11 protein-coding genes are annotated in these 17,110 nt (G+C 64.8%); 3 read left to right on the plus strand and 8 right to left on the minus strand.

Features of this window, described 5'->3' with window-relative positions; translation table 11 throughout:
* Positions 1-102 precede the first annotated feature (102 nt).
* The 5 genes from CPBF1521_RS15010 to thrS all read right to left on the minus strand — a co-directional run bounded on the left by CPBF1521_RS15010 (position 103) and on the right by thrS (position 4,662).
* Positions 103-1,098 carry a phenylalanine--tRNA ligase subunit alpha gene (locus CPBF1521_RS15010; protein WP_115677499.1) on the minus strand — a complete coding sequence of 332 codons (996 nt, stop codon included), beginning with the start codon at positions 1,096-1,098 and terminating at the stop codon, positions 103-105.
* A gap of 261 nt (positions 1,099-1,359) precedes the next feature.
* Positions 1,360-1,719 carry a 50S ribosomal protein L20 gene (gene rplT, locus CPBF1521_RS15015; RefSeq protein WP_016903313.1) on the minus strand — a complete coding sequence of 120 codons (360 nt, stop codon included), beginning with the start codon at positions 1,717-1,719 and terminating at the stop codon, positions 1,360-1,362.
* A gap of 10 nt (positions 1,720-1,729) precedes the next feature.
* Entirely contained in the window at positions 1,730-1,927 is a 198-nt protein-coding gene (gene rpmI, locus CPBF1521_RS15020) for a 50S ribosomal protein L35 (RefSeq protein ID WP_002811096.1), read from the minus strand.
* A gap of 239 nt (positions 1,928-2,166) precedes the next feature.
* Positions 2,167-2,709 (minus strand): translation initiation factor IF-3, encoded by a 543-nt coding sequence (gene infC, locus CPBF1521_RS15025; RefSeq protein ID WP_080591364.1) that lies wholly within the window; start codon positions 2,707-2,709, stop codon positions 2,167-2,169.
* 48 nt (positions 2,710-2,757) lie between these two features.
* Positions 2,758-4,662, minus strand: coding sequence for a threonine--tRNA ligase (gene thrS / locus CPBF1521_RS15030; protein WP_115677500.1), 1,905 nt, complete (start codon positions 4,660-4,662; stop codon positions 2,758-2,760).
* 324 nt (positions 4,663-4,986) lie between these two features.
* Here thrS and CPBF1521_RS15035 point away from each other — a divergent pair, with 324 nt between their 5' ends.
* Positions 4,987-6,108: a LacI family DNA-binding transcriptional regulator gene (locus tag CPBF1521_RS15035; RefSeq protein WP_115677501.1), complete on the plus strand. Its 1,122-nt coding sequence runs from the start codon at positions 4,987-4,989 to the stop codon at positions 6,106-6,108.
* A gap of 154 nt (positions 6,109-6,262) precedes the next feature.
* On the opposite strand, the gene CPBF1521_RS15040 is transcribed toward CPBF1521_RS15035, so the two are convergent.
* From CPBF1521_RS15040 to CPBF1521_RS15050, 3 genes are read right to left on the minus strand one after another with little or no spacing between them, the layout of a single operon-like run.
* Entirely contained in the window at positions 6,263-7,906 is a 1,644-nt protein-coding gene (locus tag CPBF1521_RS15040) for an alpha-amylase family glycosyl hydrolase (protein ID WP_370659384.1), read from the minus strand.
* A gap of 26 nt (positions 7,907-7,932) precedes the next feature.
* Entirely contained in the window at positions 7,933-9,411 is a 1,479-nt protein-coding gene (locus CPBF1521_RS15045) for an MFS transporter (protein ID WP_115677502.1), read from the minus strand.
* Entirely contained in the window at positions 9,408-11,594 is a 2,187-nt protein-coding gene (locus tag CPBF1521_RS15050; protein WP_115677503.1) for a glucosidase family protein, read from the minus strand. Before CPBF1521_RS15050 ends, CPBF1521_RS15045 begins: the two co-directional genes overlap by 4 nt.
* Before the next feature lie 242 nt (positions 11,595-11,836).
* On the opposite strand from CPBF1521_RS15050, the gene CPBF1521_RS15055 reads away from it, so the two are divergent.
* On the plus strand, positions 11,837-13,918 hold the full coding sequence (locus tag CPBF1521_RS15055; RefSeq protein WP_115677504.1) for a glycoside hydrolase family 97 protein: 2,082 nt from the start codon (positions 11,837-11,839) through the stop codon (positions 13,916-13,918).
* Between the two features lie 317 nt (positions 13,919-14,235).
* A complete protein-coding gene (locus tag CPBF1521_RS15060) occupies positions 14,236-17,010 on the plus strand; it encodes a TonB-dependent receptor (RefSeq protein ID WP_181901250.1) in 2,775 nt (924 codons plus the stop codon).
* Positions 17,011-17,110 lie beyond the last annotated feature (100 nt).

The following is a 17,110-nucleotide window of genomic DNA, read 5'->3' on the forward strand; positions in this document are numbered from 1 at the left end:
GAATGGGGAATCGCAAAGGCAAGGGCGCCGGGCCTTCGGAATGGGACCTGCAGAGCGCGTGGCTGTTGCGATTCCCCATTCCCAATTCCCGATTCCCGGCCGTCAAGCAAACTGCCGGAGAAAACGCACATCGTTCTCGAAGAACGCGCGCAGGTCGTTGACGCCGTAGCGCAGCATCGCAAAGCGCTCCACGCCCAGGCCGAACGCGAAGCCGGTGTAGCGCTCCGGGTCGATGCCGACGCTGCGCAGCACGTTCGGGTGCACCATGCCGCAGCCGAGCACTTCCAGCCAGCGCGTGCTGCCGTCCGGCTGCTGCCAGGCGATATCCACTTCCGCGCCCGGTTCCACGAACGGGAAATAGCTGGGGCGGAAACGCATTTCGAAGTCGCGCTCGAAGAACGCCCGCACGAACTCGGACAAGGTGCCCTTGAGATCGGCGAAGGTGGAATGCTCGTCCACCAGCAGGCCTTCGACCTGATGGAACATCGGCGAGTGGGTCTGGTCCGAGTCGGAGCGGTACACCTTGCCGGCCGCGATCATGCGCAGCGGCGGTGTGTGTGCATCCATGTAGCGCACCTGCACACCGGAGGTATGGGTGCGCAACAGGCGACCATCGCCGAAATAGAACGTGTCGTGCATCGCGCGCGCCGGATGGTGCGGCGGAAAGTTCAGGGCTTCGAAGTTGTGCCAGTCGTCCTCGATCTCCGGACCATCGGACAACTCATAGCCCAGGCGCGCAAAGATCTCGACGATGCGTTCGAGCGTGCGCGTGACCGGGTGCAATCCGCCCCGTTCACCGCGACGCCCTGGCAAGGTCACATCGATCTGCTCCCCGGCCAGACGCGCGTCCAGTGCAGCATTTTCCAGCGCGTGCTTGCGCTCGGACAATGCAGCGGTCAGCGCATCGCGCGCCAGGTTGATCGCTTCGCCAGCGGCTTTGCGCTGATCGGCTGGCAGCGTGCCGAGCTGCTTGAGCTGGGCGGTGATGCTGCCGCTCTTGCCCAGCAATGCGACGCGCAAGGCTTCCAGTTGGTCCGGCGTCTGTGCGGCGGCGACATCGGCCAGCGCACGCTCGGTCAGGGATTGAATCTCACTCATTGCACTCGCGCCTCAACTGCTCAGCCGAACGGTGTTTCCGGGTGCACCGGAATGCATTGCCACTCAAATCGCGTCCTGGCCGGCATCCACTCAACGATGCCGGCCATCTAAAACGCAAAAGGGGAAGGACTCGCGCCCTTCCCCCTGCATATCTGCTTGCCCTCGCCGGAGGCCTGCACACGAATGCGCAAACCCCGACAAGAAACTACCCTTTCAAAAGTCCGCACATGGATGTGCGGGCTCTTGCAGAGGGACCTGCATTTACGCCGCCAGCGCGCCCTTGGCCTTCTCAGCCAGCGCGGCAAAGCCGGCGGCGTCGTGCACGGCGATATCGGCCAGCACCTTACGGTCCAGGGTGATACCAGCCTTCAGCAGGCCGTTCATGAAACGGCTGTAGCTCAGGCCATTGATGCGGGCAGCCGCGTTGATGCGGGTGATCCACAACGAACGGAACACGCGCTTCTTCTGCTTACGGCCGATATAGGCGTACTGCTGCGCCTTGATGACCGCCTGCTTGGCGACGCGGAAAACCTTGCGACGGGCATTGTAGTAGCCCTTCGCCAGGGTCAGAATTTTCTTGTGGCGGCGGCGCGCCTGCACACCACGCTTTACTCGTGCCATGGTTCAGTCCTCAGAGGTAGGGAAGCATACGGTCAAGACGGCCTGCGTCCTCGGCACGGACGTGATTCGTCTGCCGCAGGTTGCGCTTCCGCTTGGTCGCTTTCTTCGTGAGGATATGGCTACGGTTTGCGTGGCCGCACTTGTACTTGCCGGAGGCGGTCTTGCGGAAACGCTTGGCCGCCGCCCGGTTGGTCTTGATCTTGGGCATTGCAATGTCCTTGATGGTGTTTTGTCACTGACCCGGGCGGCAGTCTTGCGACCACGCTTTCCATCCATGCCCTTGCCTGCTTGTAAGTCCTTGATCGAACACGATCCGGACAGGTCCTGTACCGCTTGCGCGGCGCCCCGGCAAAACCGGGCCGCGCAGTCTACCCGTTGCCGGGAATTCTTGCAAATGGATGCCGTCTCCGGCCAGGCGGGCCCTACCGGGCCCGTCCCGCCGCGGGATCAGATCTTCTTCTTCGGCGCGATCATCATGACCATCTGGCGCCCTTCCAGGCGCGGGCGCGACTCGATGACGATATCGTCGCCCAGGTCGGCCTCGATCCGCGACGCCATCTCGCGCCCCAGCTCCTGGTGGCTCATTTCACGGCCACGGAAGCGGATGTTGACCTTGACCTTGTCGCCCTCTTCCAGGAAGCGGCGCATGTTGCGCAGCTTGATCTGGTAGTCGCCCTCGTCCGTGACCGGACGGAACTTGAGTTCCTTGATCTCGACCTGCTTGGTCTTCTTCTTGGCCTCGTTGGCCTTTTTCTGCTGCTCGAACTTGAACTTGCCGAAATCCATGATCTTGCAGACCGGCGGATCGGCCTGCGGCTGGATTTCAACCAGATCCAGGCCTTCTTCCTCGGCCTTGGCGAGCGCTTCGTCGCGCGACAACACGCCGACCATCTCACCGTCGCTGCCGATCACGCGGACGCGCGGCACACGGATTTCTTGGTTCTTGCGGTTCTGTTTGTTGTCAGGGGTACTGATATTGCAATCTCCCAGGGGAATCGAACCGGCGCATCCGGATCATCCAGACCGGCCGGGGTTGGCTCACGCTGCCTGCTCTGCCTGCAGACGCTCGATGAAGGCCGAAACCGTCATGGTCCCGAGATCCTCTCCCGAACGAGTCCGCACGGCGACGGCACCGTTTTCCTTCTCGCGGTCACCGACGACGAGGAGATAAGGCACGCGTTGCAGCGTATGCTCGCGAATCTTATAACCGATCTTCTCGTTACGCAAATCGGCGTTCACACGGAAGCCTTGATTTGCAAGGGTTTTCCGAACCGAGTCGACATAGTCTGCCTGTGCATCGGTGATATTTGCGACAACGACCTGGACCGGAGCGAGCCAGGAGGGGAAGGCGCCGGCGTGGTGTTCGATCAGAATGCCGATGAAACGCTCCATCGAACCGACGATCGCCCGGTGCAGCATGACCGGATGCTTCTTCTGGCTGTGCTCGTCCACGTACTCGGCGCCGAGGCGGCCCGGCATCATGAAATCGACCTGCATGGTGCCCAGCTGCCAGGTGCGGCCGATGGCGTCCTTGAGGTGGTACTCGATCTTGGGACCGTAGAAGGCGCCCTCGCCCGGCAGCTCCTGCCACTCCACCCCGAACACGCCCAGCGCGCTGCGCAGCGCGGCTTCGGCCTTGTCCCATGTCACGTCGTCGCCCAGGCGCTTTTCCGGGCGCAGCGCGATCTTGATCTCGATATCCTCGAAGCCGAACGCGGTGTAGACCGCCAGTGCCTGCTGATGGAAGGCGGTGACTTCGGCTTCGATCTGCGATTCCAGGCAGAACACATGCCCGTCGTCCTGGGTAAAGCCGCGGACGCGCAGGATGCCGTGCAGCGCGCCGGACGGCTCGTTGCGGTGACAGGCGCCGAACTCGCCGTAGCGGATCGGCAGGTCGCGGTAGCTGTGCAGGCCCTGGTTGAACACCTGCACGTGGCCGGGGCAATTCATCGGCTTGACCGCGTAGGTGCGCTTCTCCGACTCGGTGAAGAACATCGCATCCTGGTAGTTGTCCCAGTGGCCGGACTTCTGCCACAGCGATACGTCCAGGATCTGTGGGCAACGCACTTCGCCGTAGCCGCTGTCGCGGTAGACCTTGCGCATGTACTGCTCGACCACCTGCCACAGCGACCAGCCCTTGGGATGCCAGAACACCAGGCCGGGCGCCTCTTCCTGCAGATGGAACAGGTCCTGCTGCTTGCCGATGCGGCGATGGTCGCGCTTGTCGGCTTCTTCCATGCGCAGGATGTAGGCGTCCAGCTGCTTCTTGTCGGCCCAGGCGGTGCCGTAGATGCGCTGCAGCTGCTCGTTCTTGGCATCGCCGCGCCAGTAGGCGCCGGAAATGCGGGTCAGCTTGAAGGCCTTGAGGAAGCGCGTGTTGGGTACGTGCGGGCCGCGGCACATGTCCACGTATTCCTGGTGGTAGTACAGGCCCATCGCGGTGATGTCCTCGGACATGTCCTCGATCAGGCGCAGCTTGTACTCCTCGCCGCGCTGGGTGAACACTTCGATCACCTCGGCGCGCGGGGTGACCTTCTTGATCACCTCGTAGTCCTGCGCGATCAGCTCCTGCATGCGCTGCTCGATCGCGGCCATGTCTTCGGGCGTGAACGGGCGCTCGCTGTAGATGTCGTAGTAGAAGCCTTCGGCGATGACCGGGCCGATCACCATCTTGACCTCCGGGTACAGCTGCTTGACCGCATGCCCGACCAGATGCGCGCAGGAGTGGCGGATGATCTCCACGCCTTCGGGGTCCTTGGCGGTGATGATGCGCAGGCTGGCATCGTGGTCGATGACGTCGCTGGCATCCACCAGCTGGCCGTCGACCTGGCCGGCGATGGTCGCCTTGGCCAGGCCGGCGCCGATCGACTGGGCGACCTGCATCACCGAGACGGGGGATTCGAATTCGCGGCGGCTGCCGTCGGGGAGCGTGATGTTGATCATGGGCAAGAATGAGGTCTGGGCTGGCTGCAGCGCGATGGCTGCAAGGGAGATCTGCCCGTTGCGGGACAGGCTCGGATAAAGGGGTGGCGAGAGGTGGTGCAGAAACAACGCCGTGCAGGCGCCTTGCCAACTGGCGCGGCCGGGATCAGCGGTGGGCGGTGGTAGTGCTCATGTCGCACGCTGGGCCGGCGCGGGGCGCGGGCCACCTTCTCGCAAGGGGTCTTGAGGAGAATGGTAAACCAATCAGCCCGCCGTTGCGCATGCCGGCACCGGGCCGGCGGGCGCGTGGCATGATGCCGGCCACCTGTGCTGCCAGTACCGACCATGACCATCAAGGGTAAAGCCACCTCGCTGGATATCGCCTACCTGGCCGGCGTGTCGCAGCCGACCGTGTCGCGCGCACTGCGCGGCAGCCCGATGGTCAACGAAGAAACCCGCAAGCGCATCCTGCGCATCGCCAACGAGTTGAACTACAAGGTCGACAAGAACGCCTCGTCGCTACGGCTGCGCAATGCGGGCACGCTGGCGCTGCTGTTCTTCGAAGACCCCACCGCCGACGATTCGCTGATCAACCCGTTCTTCCATTCGATGCTGGGCTCGATCACCCGCGCCTGCGCGCTGCAGGGCTACGACCTGCTGGTGTCGTTCCAGCAGCTGTCCAAGGACTGGCAGGCCGATTACGAAGACAGCAACAAGGCCGACGGCATCATCCTGCTCGGCTACGGCGACTACCAGCAGTCGCGCCAGCGGCTGCAGCTGCTGGTCGAGCAAGGCACCCATTTCGTCCGCTGGGGCGCGGCGCTGCCGGGGCAGCCGGGCATTTCGATCGGCAGCGACAACTATCAGGGCGGGCTGGACATCACCGCGCATCTGCTCGCGCAGGGCTGCCGCCGCATCGCCTTTCTCGGCCACGCGTCCAATCATTACCCCGAGTTCGAAGAGCGCTACCGCGGCTACGTGGCCGCGCTCAAGCAACAGGGTCTGGCTGCCGATCGCGCGCTGCAGTTCGATGCGATCACCACCGAGTCGTCCGGCCATGCCGCGTGCCTGGCGCTGCTCGACAGTGGCCTGGCCTTCGATGCGGTGTGTGCGGCCAGCGACCTGATTGCGATCGGCGCCATGCGCGCCTTGCGCGAGCGCGGCTTGCGGGTGCCGCAGGATGTCGCGGTGAGCGGCTTCGACGATATCGCCCTGGCGGCGTCGGTGGCGCCGGCGTTGTCGACGGTGCAGCAGGACACCAAGCAGGCCGGCACGCTGCTGGTGGAAAGCCTGGTGGCGCTGATCCGCGGCGAAGCGGCGCAAAGCCGCACGATCCCGGTGAAGCTGGCCGTGCGCGACTCCTCGCGTAGCAACGGCCTGCAGCCCCCGCTGGGCTGGAGACCGTCTGGCGCGGAGACCGGCGAGGCGGTGCTTGGCCGGGCCGCTGATGGGGCTGTCAGGCGTTGAATCGGGATTAGGGATTAGGGATTAGGGAATCGGGAATCGCTGGAGCATACGTGGCAGGCTGCGCGGGATCGGCTGCAGCCATCGATGCTTCGTAGGAGCGCACCCGGGCGCGACGGGGCGTTCCCGGTAATGCCCGTCGCGCCCGGGTGCGCTCCTACCTGTTGCGGGCGTCGCGCGCGGCTTGCTCGGCCATCTGCAGATCAAGCTGATTGCGCAAGGCCGGATCGGTGACCGGCGCATCCGAGAGCAGCACGCGCACGCCGTGCGCGGGCACCGCGGCCAGCAGCCGACGTTGCACCCGCACCTGCTCGCCGCTCACCGCATCGCGCCAGGTGCCGGGCTGCAGAAAACGCGTCACTGCGATGGTCGCCGCTGCGTCGCCCTTGTTGAGCAGCACCAACGCCATCTGGTTGGCGCCCGCATGCTGATAGACCCGCAAGAACGCCGCCTGATCCCCGCTTAGCAGCACATCCACCTGTACGCCGCGCTGCAATGCCGGCGTATCGCGACGCAGCCGCGCGATCTGCTGCAGCGGGCCGAAGATCGGGCTTTGCGGTGCGGTGCGGATGCGCTCCTGACCAAAATAGTTGCGGTTGCCTGCATGTTCGGCACGCCCGCGCATGAAGCCGGTTTCCGAGCCGTAGTAGATCACCGGGATGCCGCGCGCGGTAAACAGCCAGTTGTGCACGTCGATAAAACCGGTGTCGCTGGCATCCAGGCGCGCCATGTCGTGGTTGTCGTAGAAGCTCATCAGCTCGTACGGATTGGCATACGGCCCCTGGCGCAGAAACAACGGCGTGGCGAGCTTTTCGAACCCGGCCTGCTCATGGCCGAAGACAGCGGAAAGCTGCTGCTTCAACGGGAAATCCAGCACGCTGACGCCGGCATTGCGCGCCCAGGTATGCCCGGCAATCTTGTTGGCGTCGTAATCGAAGGCCTCGCCGAACATGAAGAACCCGGGACGTTTTTCGCGGATGCGTGCCACGAACGCATGCCAGAAGCGATCAGGCATCCAGCCGATGGTGTCGATACGAAACGCGTCGGCGCCCTGCTCCATCCACTGCAGATACGCGCCGGCCAGGTAATCGAGTACTGCAGGATTGTTTTCGTTGAGATCGGACAGCTCGGCCAGGCCGCCGCCGGTGTTGTAGAACGCGTGCAGCGGAGTGTGCTGCGGATCCAGCTGCGCAGGCGGCAGATTCTGGTGGTCGGCGACCAGGCGACCAGCGGCGTCGTACACCATGCCGAAGCCAGGCTGCGCCACCGGCATGGTATAGGCCGGCGAGCCATGATTGCCCACGATGTCCAGTACCACTTTCAACTGGTGGGCATGCATGGCGCGGGTGAAGCCGGCAAAGTCCAGGCCCGGGCTGGGCAGATGCTCATCGAGCTTGTAGAAGTTCACGCCCCAGTAGCCGTGATAGCCGGTCTTGCCGTGGTCGCTGAGCGTACTGCCGCAGCTGATCGGCTTGCCGCCGGTGAAGGCCTGATCCGGATTGTCGACAATCGGCGTGATCCAGACCGCGCCGAATCCCATGCCGCGGATGTAGTCGGCATGGTCGACGATGCCCTTGAAATCGCCACCCAGATAACCGATGTTGTCGCCGACGCCATCGGCACACGGCGTCGGCACATCGAAGGTGCGATGCGCACCGCCCTGCTCACGTTGATCGTTGCCGGGATCGCCGTTGACGAACCGGTCGGTCACCACGAAATACACCGCGTCGGCGGCAAACGGCTCCAGCGTGCCGTAGTAATCGCCAGGTGCAGCCGCTGCATTCGCCGCGCCTGCACACATCATCACTCCAGCCATCATCACACGCATCACTGCCCTCCCGAGGCCACTGGAACCCGCACCACGCACACGCCGGCAATGAGCAAGCTGGCGCCGCCAATGGCCAGCGCATAGATCGGCTGACCGTCGAGCCAGACGCGCAACACGAAGCCCAGCGCGCTGGCCGCGACCAGCTGCGGAATCACGATGAAGAAATTGAAGATGCCCATGTACACGCCCATCTTGGCGGCGGGCACGCTGTCGGACAGCAGGGCGTAGGGCAGCGACAGGATCGAGGCCCAGGCAAAGCCCACGCCCAGCATCGACAACAACAGCCACTGCGGGTCGTGGATCACCAGCATCGACAGCAGCCCGGCAGCGCCGAGCCACAGATTGCACAGATGGCTCCAGCGCAGGCCGATCGCGCGCACCAACACTGGAATGACCAAGGCCGCCAACGCCGCAAACCCGTTGTAGGCCCCAAACAGCACGCCCACCCAGTTCGCGCCGTCGTTATAGGCGGCCGATGCGGTGTCGTTCGCACCGAAGTGCACCTGGGTGACCGCGGCGGTGGTGTAGATCCACATCGCAAACAGCGCAAACCAGGAGAAGAACTGCACCCAGGCCAGGCGCCGCATCGTCAGCGGCATGCTGCGCACGTCCTGCACGATCGTCACCAACATGCTGGTGGACGGCAGCACGCGCGCCAATGCAAGCAACGCACCGTAGGCGACGCACAGGCCGGCCAGCACGTAGAGCATGCGGTCGCCGTGCTGCCAGGCGATCGCAGCGGCAAGCAGCACACCGATGCCGCACCAGAGCACACCTGCACGTGGCGACGGCAAGCTGCCGGCGATTGCCGCAGTGGCGACAGGCGGATGTGCATCATCGAAGCTTGCCAGCTGCTGCGGGCTGTATTCGCGCGTGCGCAACACCGTCCAGCTGATCGACAGAAACAGCACCGCTGCACCGAGGTAAAAAGCGTAGCGCACGCTGTCGGGCAACTGTCCCGGCGGCGCGGTATTGGCCACGCCCCAGTGGGTGAGCAGCCATGGCAGGAAGCTCGCCACGATTGCACCGATGCCGATGAAGAAGCTTTGCATCGCATAGCCGGCGGGCCGCTGCGCAGGCGGCAGCTGGTCGCCGACCAGGGCGCGGAATGGCTCCATCGAGATGTTGATCGAGGCATCCAGCACCCACAACGTGCCGGCGGCAACCCATAGCATCGGCGCGTTGGGCATCACCAGCAAGGCCAGTGTGGTGAACACCGCGCCGACCATGAAATACGGGCGCCGGCGGCCCCATCGGGTCCAGGTGCGGTCCGACAGGTAGCCGATGATGGGCTGCACGATCAGGCCGGTGAGCGGTGCGGCGATCCACAAGCCGGGCACGTCGTCGACCTGTGCACCCAGGGTCTGGAAGATGCGGCTGGCGTTGGCGTTCTGCAGCGCAAAGCCGAACTGGATGCCGAGAAAGCCGAAGCACATGTTCCAGATCTGCCAGAAACGCAGGCGTGGCTTGGCGGTCATTGCGCAGCCTCCGTGCTCGCCGCAGGCCCGACCAGCAGCGCGCTCACCTGCGCGGTGTTGACCACCCCATCGCGACCGCCGCGGCCGCCGTTGTACTGCGCAAAATGCGCCAGCGCACTCATGTTGAAGCCATCTTCCAGCCGGAACCGGCATGGCTGCCCGGCCACCGCAGTGAAGCCGACCTGCGTGGACAACTGCTCGCCCACGCTATGCGGCATCGCCACGACCTGCGCTTGCGGCGCCTGCCCCGGGCATTCCAGCACCAGCCGCTTGACCGCCGCAGTGACGCCGGTATTGATCGGGCCGTTGGCGTTGCGATAACGCAGCGATACGCGATGCCGGCCCGCATGTGTGGGAGTCCAGGCCCAAACCTGGCTACCCGCGACTTCCTGCAACGGGCCGAGCGTCAACGATGGACTGTGCAGCGACTCCATGCCATCGGCGCGGCGGGTCAGGCTGAGCACATGCAGCCTGCCGTCGTCGCGCAGGTCCCAGTGCCGCGTGGCGTTCAGTGCCTGCCCATCCATGTACAACGTCGCCCCTTCCGGAACCGCGATGCGGTAGCCGTCGCCCTGCCGTTGCGCAACAGGCGCTTCGGGCGTGCCGGGTGCGAACACCTGGTCTGGCTGCGGTGGAACCGTGGTGTCGGCCTTGCGGCCGACCAGATGCACCAGCGTGGTCTGGCCTTGTTGCTCGACCTCCCCCGCCACCAGCAACTCACCTGCATCCGCCGTCGGCCGCTGCAGCACATACCGCCGGGCACTCTGTTCAAGCACGATCTGCTGGCGTTCGCCAAACAACAACGGCAGCAACACCCGCGGCAGTTTCGGAGCGACGCTGCCATCGGCGCCCACGCCGAACACGCCTTCCAGCACGGCGGAGAGATAACCGGCAACCGACCACAACTGCCGCGGCGAATTCACCACCGGACCGCTGCGTGCGCCCTCCTCCACATGCACGGCCAGGCTCTGCATCTCGTAGTTTTCCATGTTGGAGCCGGCCAACGCGCTGCCGCGCATCAACGACTGCAGCTCCAGCGCAATACGCGGCGCATCGTCCAGCTGGCGTGCGGCGCGCAACGCATACGCGCTGACGAAGGGCCAGACGGCACGGTTGTGGTAGATCGGCTGCTCGGCTTCCTGCGGCCACACCACCGGGCTGCCGCCGGCAACCATCGGATACCTGCGCAGTGCGATACGCGCGCGGTCTTTCGGAAATACATCGGCCAGCACGCCGAGCGACACGCCGAGCAGATCGACCTTGGCGTAGCGCACCGGGTGCGCGGCATTGCCCAGGTAGCTCACGTACTGCTTGCTGCGCGCATCCCAGAAGCGCGCAGCGATGGCCTGGCGCAAGGCATCTGCCCACTGGGCGTACTGGTCCGCGCGCGCATCGCCATGCTGGCGCGCCAGTTGCTCGGCCAGACGCAGGGCCTGGTAGTGCAACACGTTGGTGGACAAGGCAAAGGACTCAGCGATGAAACGCACGTCCTTACGCGTCCACCGCGGATAGGTCTGCTCGCGCCAATCCAGGAACGAGGTTTCGCCACGGTAGAGCCCGATCTGCGCATCGAACACCGCGGCACGGTCTTGCGCGATGGTGTCCTGTAATGCACGCCAGACCTCTTCAGCGAATGGCTCATCGTCCAGCAGGCCACGCGCGGCGAGGAACCACACCACACGGTCGCTGCTGATCGGCCAGCTGCCACCGGAGCCGGTGTCCTGCGCAACGAACAATCCCGGCGTCTGCCCATCGCGCGCCGCCGACAGCTTGAAGCGCAGCGCATTGCGCGTACGCTCCGGCTCCAGCCGCGCCAACGCCAGATCGGCGGCGAAGCTGACATCGCGCGTCCATACGTAAGGCCAGCGCTCACCGGTTTCGAAACACGCGCATGCCACCGGCTTGCCGTCATTGAAGGCCGGATCGCGGATCGCATCGACGCGGTCGTCGGCCATTTCCTGCTGGGCCAGGGCAAACAAGGCATCGAACAATGGACTGGCAGTGTGCGTACGCATCGGTTGCGGCCCGATACGACGCTCGCCCTGCGGCCAGCGCAGCACGAACCCACCGTCTTCGAGCGCCTGAGCCTGCGCGCGGCGGCCCTGGAATTCCAGCTCGTCGGCCAATACCGGCGAGCTTGCCGCAACACCCAGCGTTGCAGCCATGCAGATCATCTTCAGCATCGACGCGGCGAGACGGCTTGCACCGTCGGCCTCCCTCCCTCGTTGCACGCGTTGTAGTGCGCGGCACTGGCGTGCCACGGGCGCGGACCCTCCCAGGTGCCGTGGCGCCATGGTAGACGCGCACCCCGGGGTTCGGCACCACTGCATACGTATTCATGGCATTGGCCGCAGTGCAGCATGGCCCATCCACGCCGCGTCATTGCATAGTCGCCACTGACGCAATGGCCGCCTTGGGAGGGGATATGCCGCTGTCTTCACGTCGCGTGCGTTCGACATCGAGCGCCGCAAGCAGTGCGCGCCTGCTTGCCCTGCTGCTGCTCGGCAGCCTTGCCGGCATCGCGCAGGCCGAGCGCATCGCCATCAGCGCGGATTCGCCCGGCAAGGTCCTGCAGGTCACGCTGGAAGTGGATGGCGGCACACCCTACTACCACGTGCAACGCCTGGGCCAGCCGGTGCTGGAGCGCTCGCGCCTGGGCTTCCAGTTACGCGACGGCCGGCTGGACCGCGGCCTGGTCGTCCTCTCGCAGGCGCGCCAGCATCATGACGACACCTGGGAACAACCCTGGGGCGAGACGCGCCTGGTGCGCAACCACTACAACGAACTACGCGTCAGCCTGGGCGAACCCGGTGGCGCGCAGCGCAGGATCGACGTGATCTTCCGCGTGTACGACGGTGGCATCGGCATGCGCTATCACTTCCCCGAACAAGCGGGATTACGCGAAGCCATCATCGACGAGGAAATCACCGAATTCGCCATCGCGCAGCCGTCCGAAGCGTGGTGGATTCCTGCAGGCGAGCCGATCCACTACGAACACCTGTATCAGCGCACGCCGTTGAACCAGGTCGCGCTGGCGCATACGCCACTCACCTTGCGTACCGAGAGCGGGCTGCACGTCGCGCTGCATGAGGCGGCGCTGGTCGATTACGCCGGCATGTGGCTGCGCCGTACCGAAGGCCGGCGCCTGCGCGCGCAATTGTCACCCGCTGCCGAAGGCTGGAAGGTGCGGCGCACGCTGCCCTTCGACACGCCGTGGCGCACGCTGCAGATCGCCGATCAGGCCACCGGCCTGGTGGAATCCAACCTGATCCTCAACCTCAACGCGCCCAACGCCTTGGGCGACGTGAGCTGGGTCAAGCCGTCCAAGTATGTCGGGGTGTGGTGGTCCATGCATCTCAACCAGCAGACCTGGGCAACCGGGCCGACCCACGGCGCCACCACCGCCAACACCAGGCGCTACATCGATTTTGCCGGGGCGCACGGCTTTCGTGGCGTGCTGGTGGAAGGCTGGAATCCGGGCTGGAACGGCGAATGGTTCGGCAACGGCGGCAGTTTCGACTTTACCCGGCCGACGCCGGATTTCGACCTGCCCGCACTGAGCAACTACGCCGCCGGCAAGGGCGTGCATCTGATCGGCCATCATGAAACGGGGTGCGCAGTGGATCATTACGAAGACCAGATCGCCGAAGCGATGGACCTGTACGCCCGCTTCGGCGTGGACTCGGTCAAGACCGGTTATGTCTGCGACGACGGCCAGGTGGAGCGCCGCAACCCGGCAGGCGGTGCGCCGCTGCGCGAATGGCACGACGGCCAATGGATGGCGCGCCATCATCTGCGCGTGGTACGCGAGGCCGCCGAGCGGCATATTGCCGTCAACGCGCACGAGCCGATCAAGGACACTGGCCTGCGCCGTACCTATCCCAACTGGATCTCGCGCGAAGGCGCGCGTGGCATGGAGTACAACGCCTGGGGCCAGCCACCGAACCCGCCCGAGCACGAGGTCAACCTGGTGTTCACCCGCCTGCTTGCCGGGCCGATGGATTACACGCCGGGCATCGTCAGCCTGAAAGGCCGCGACGGCCAGGCGATTCCCAGCACGCTCGCGCGCCAGCTGGCGCTGTACGTGACGCTTTACAGCCCGATCCAGATGGCCGCCGATCTGCCCGAGCATTATCTGCAGCACCGTGACGCCTTCCGCTTCATCGAGGACGTGGCGGTGGACTGGGACCAGACCCGTGCCTTGAATGGCGAAGTCGGCGACTACGTCACCATCGCCCGCAAGGACCGGCATAGCCGTGACTGGTTCCTAGGCAGCATCACCGACGAGCATGGCCGGCTGCTGCAGGTGCCGCTCGGATTTCTTGAGCCCGGCGTGCGTTACACCGCGCAGATCTATCGCGACGGCGACGATGCGGACTATGTCGGCAACCCATTCGCCTTCGTGCGCGAACAACGCCAGGTCAGCAGCGTTGACACGCTGGAACTGCGTCTTGCGCCAGGCGGTGGGCAGGCGATTCGCTTCGTGCCGATGGATGGGAAGCGCTGACTTGGTCGCAACGGCTTGCCGAGGCGGCCTCCAACGCGACCGATGATTGCCTCACGCAGCGGCACTGCAGCGGCTGCGGATCGCGCAATGACGTTGCCTCACGCCGGGCGCACCTCGTACGCGCTGCAGCGGAGCTTGCGTGGAATCGATTTCAGCGCAATCAGCCGGGTTGAATACGTATGCAGTGCCCGTTTGCGTGCAGGTGCCGTGTCTACCATACGTCGCAGTCGTGATGCCGGTTGTGGCGCGCGATGCAATGCATCCAGGCGTCTGCCGGATCGAAAAATCAAAGAACAACATGTACCTGGGAGGGGAAAATGTTGAAGCACAAGCGCTCCGCGCTGAGTATCGCCCTGGCCGTTGCCATGGCACCGACGTTGGCGGCCGCACAATCGGCGGCGCCGGCGCAAGCAACCGACACCGAACAAACTGCTTCCGAAAACACAGCCGGCGCGGTGACCGAGCTGGACAAGGTCCAGGTCACCGGCCTGCGCCGCGCGATCGAGGGCGCCATCTCGGTCAAGCGGGATTCCACCTCGATCGTGGAAGCCATTTCCGCCGAAGACATCGGCCGCCTGCCGGACGTGAGCATCGCCGAATCGCTGGCGCGCCTGCCTGGCCTGGCTGCACAGCGTGTCGCCGGTCGCGCGCAGGTGATCAGCGTGCGCGGGCTCTCGCCGGATTTTTCCACCACCCTGCTCAACGGCCGCGAGGTGGTCAGCACCGGTGACAACCGCAGCGTGGAATTCGACCAATACCCGTCCGAACTGGTCAGCGGCGTTACCGTCTACAAGACGCCTGATGCCGGCCTGGTCGGCCAGGGCTTGTCCGGCACCGTCGACATGCAGACCGCACGCCCGCTCAGCTACAACGAGCGCGTGATCGCCATCGGTGGCCGTTATCAGCGCAACTCGCTGGGCAAGGCCGCCAACGTCGATCCGTACGGCAACCGCTTCAATATCAGTTACATCGACCAGTTCGCCGACCGTACCATCGGCCTGACCATCGGCTACGCCCACACCGACATGCCGATCCAGGAAAACCAGGTGGGCCTGTACGAGCCCTGGCAACCGGTCAATGCACAGCGCCCGCGCCCCGGCGTGGCCGATGGCGTGTACTTTTCCGACGGCATCAAGGCATTGCGCCGCACCGGCAACCAGAAGCGCGACGGCGTCATGGCCACGTTGCAGTACCGCCCGTCCAACGCCTGGACCAGCACGCTCGACGCCTTCCATACCGAAGCCGAGCAGATCGACACCGCCAACCAGTTCGAGCTCAACCTGAGCAACTACAACGGTGGCTATACGCCGGGCTTGAACATCAGCAACGTGCGCGTCAACGACAGCAAGAGCTTCGTCGGCGGCACCGCCAGCGGCGTCTACCCGCTGGTCCGCGGCATGTACAACAAGCGCGAAGACACCATCGACGCGTTTGGCTGGAACAACGAGATCTCCGCCGGCGCGGTCAAGATCGTCGCCGACCTGAACTACTCCAAGGCCACCCGCGACGAATTGAACCTGGAGAACAATCTCCAACGTGCGCCCATGCCGCAGCTGGACACCGTGGGTGTGTCTGTCGTCGGCAACGGTTTCTCGCAGCTGGCGCCGGGCATGAATTATTCCAGTCCCGACGCGCTGTTCCTGACCAACACCATCTATGGTTCCGGCTACGGCAAGGTGCCGCGCGTGGAGGATGTGCTCAAGGGCGCACGCCTGCAGGCCAGCTTCCCGATGCCCGACGCGTTGAGCTGGTTCTCGGATCTGGATGTGGGCGTCAACTACGCCAACCGCGAAAAGCAGAAGAACCAGCCCGAAGGCAACATCACCCTCGGCGCGCAGGGCGAATCCACCATCGCGCCGGACCTGCAGTACGCGCCTGTCAATCTGGGCTTTGCCGGCATCGGCTCCCTGCCCGCCTGGAACGTGCCGGCGGTAGTCTCGCGCTACATGCTGTTCAACCCCAGCGACGACGCCTCGTTCCTGGTATCCAAGGCCTGGACGGTCGAAGAGAAGATCACCACCGCCTGGGTGCGTGCCAATCTCGATACCGAATGGGGCGATGTGGGCGTGCGCGGCAATCTCGGCGTGCAGTTGCAGAGCGCCGATCAGTCCTCGCGCGCGAGCTATTGGGACGCTTCGCAGCCGGTGGGCAGCGAAGTGCGCCCGATCGACGACGGCAAGACCTACCGCGACTGGTTGCCCAGCCTGAACCTTGCGTTCCAGTTCCCGTACGAGCAGACCTTGCGTTTTGCAATGGCAAAGCAGGTTGCACGTCCGCGCGTGGATCAGCTGCGCGCCTCGCTGGAATTCGGTGTCGACACCTCCACCGGCCGCCCCGGCGCCAGCGGCGGTAACCCGATGCTCGATCCCTGGCGCGCGAACGCCATCGATCTTTCCTACGAAAAATATTTTGCCGAGCGCGCCTACGTGGCCGCAGCGTTCTTCTACAAGGACCTGAAGAGCTACATCTACACCCAGAGCCGCGACAACTACGATTTTTCCGCATTGGTCGCCGGTTACGTGCCGCCGCCGGGCTCGGCGCCGGTGCTGACTACCGGTACCTTCAGCGCCCCGTTCAACGGCAAGGGCGGCACGCTGCGCGGCGTCGAACTCACTGCTTCGCTGCCGCTGGATCTGGTCTTCGCTCCCTTGGAAGGTTTCGGCATCCAGGCCAGCGCCACCTTCAACGACAGCGACGTCAAGATTCGCGACCCGGAAAGCGCCTCCAGTGTCGGCGATGGCGAGATCAGCCTGCCCGGCCTGTCCGAACGCGTCTACAACCTCACCGCCTACTACGAGCACAAGGGTTTCGAGGCACGCGTCAGCCAGCGTCGGCGCTCGGACTTCATCGGCGAGATCGGCAACTTCAACGGCAACCGCACGCTGCGCTACGTAGTCGGCGAAAACATCACCGACGCGCAGATCAGCTACAGCTTCAGCGACAGCAGCGACCTCGCCGGCCTGACCCTGCTGCTGCAGGCCAGCAACCTCAGCAACTCGCCCTACCGCACCTACGCCGAAACCAAGGACCGTCCACTGGAATACATCGAATGGGGCCGCACCTTCGTGCTGGGGGTCAACTACAAATTTTGACGGGATGTGAGCTGCAAGCAATGCGCTGATTGCGTCGTTAGTTGTGGCTACATCGTGCCTGTAGCCGCAACGTTACCTGTGGCTGCAGCGTTCCCTGCGT

This window comes from Xanthomonas euroxanthea (assembly GCF_900476395.1).
In the GTDB taxonomy this organism is placed as follows: Bacteria; Pseudomonadota; Gammaproteobacteria; order Xanthomonadales; family Xanthomonadaceae; genus Xanthomonas; species Xanthomonas euroxanthea.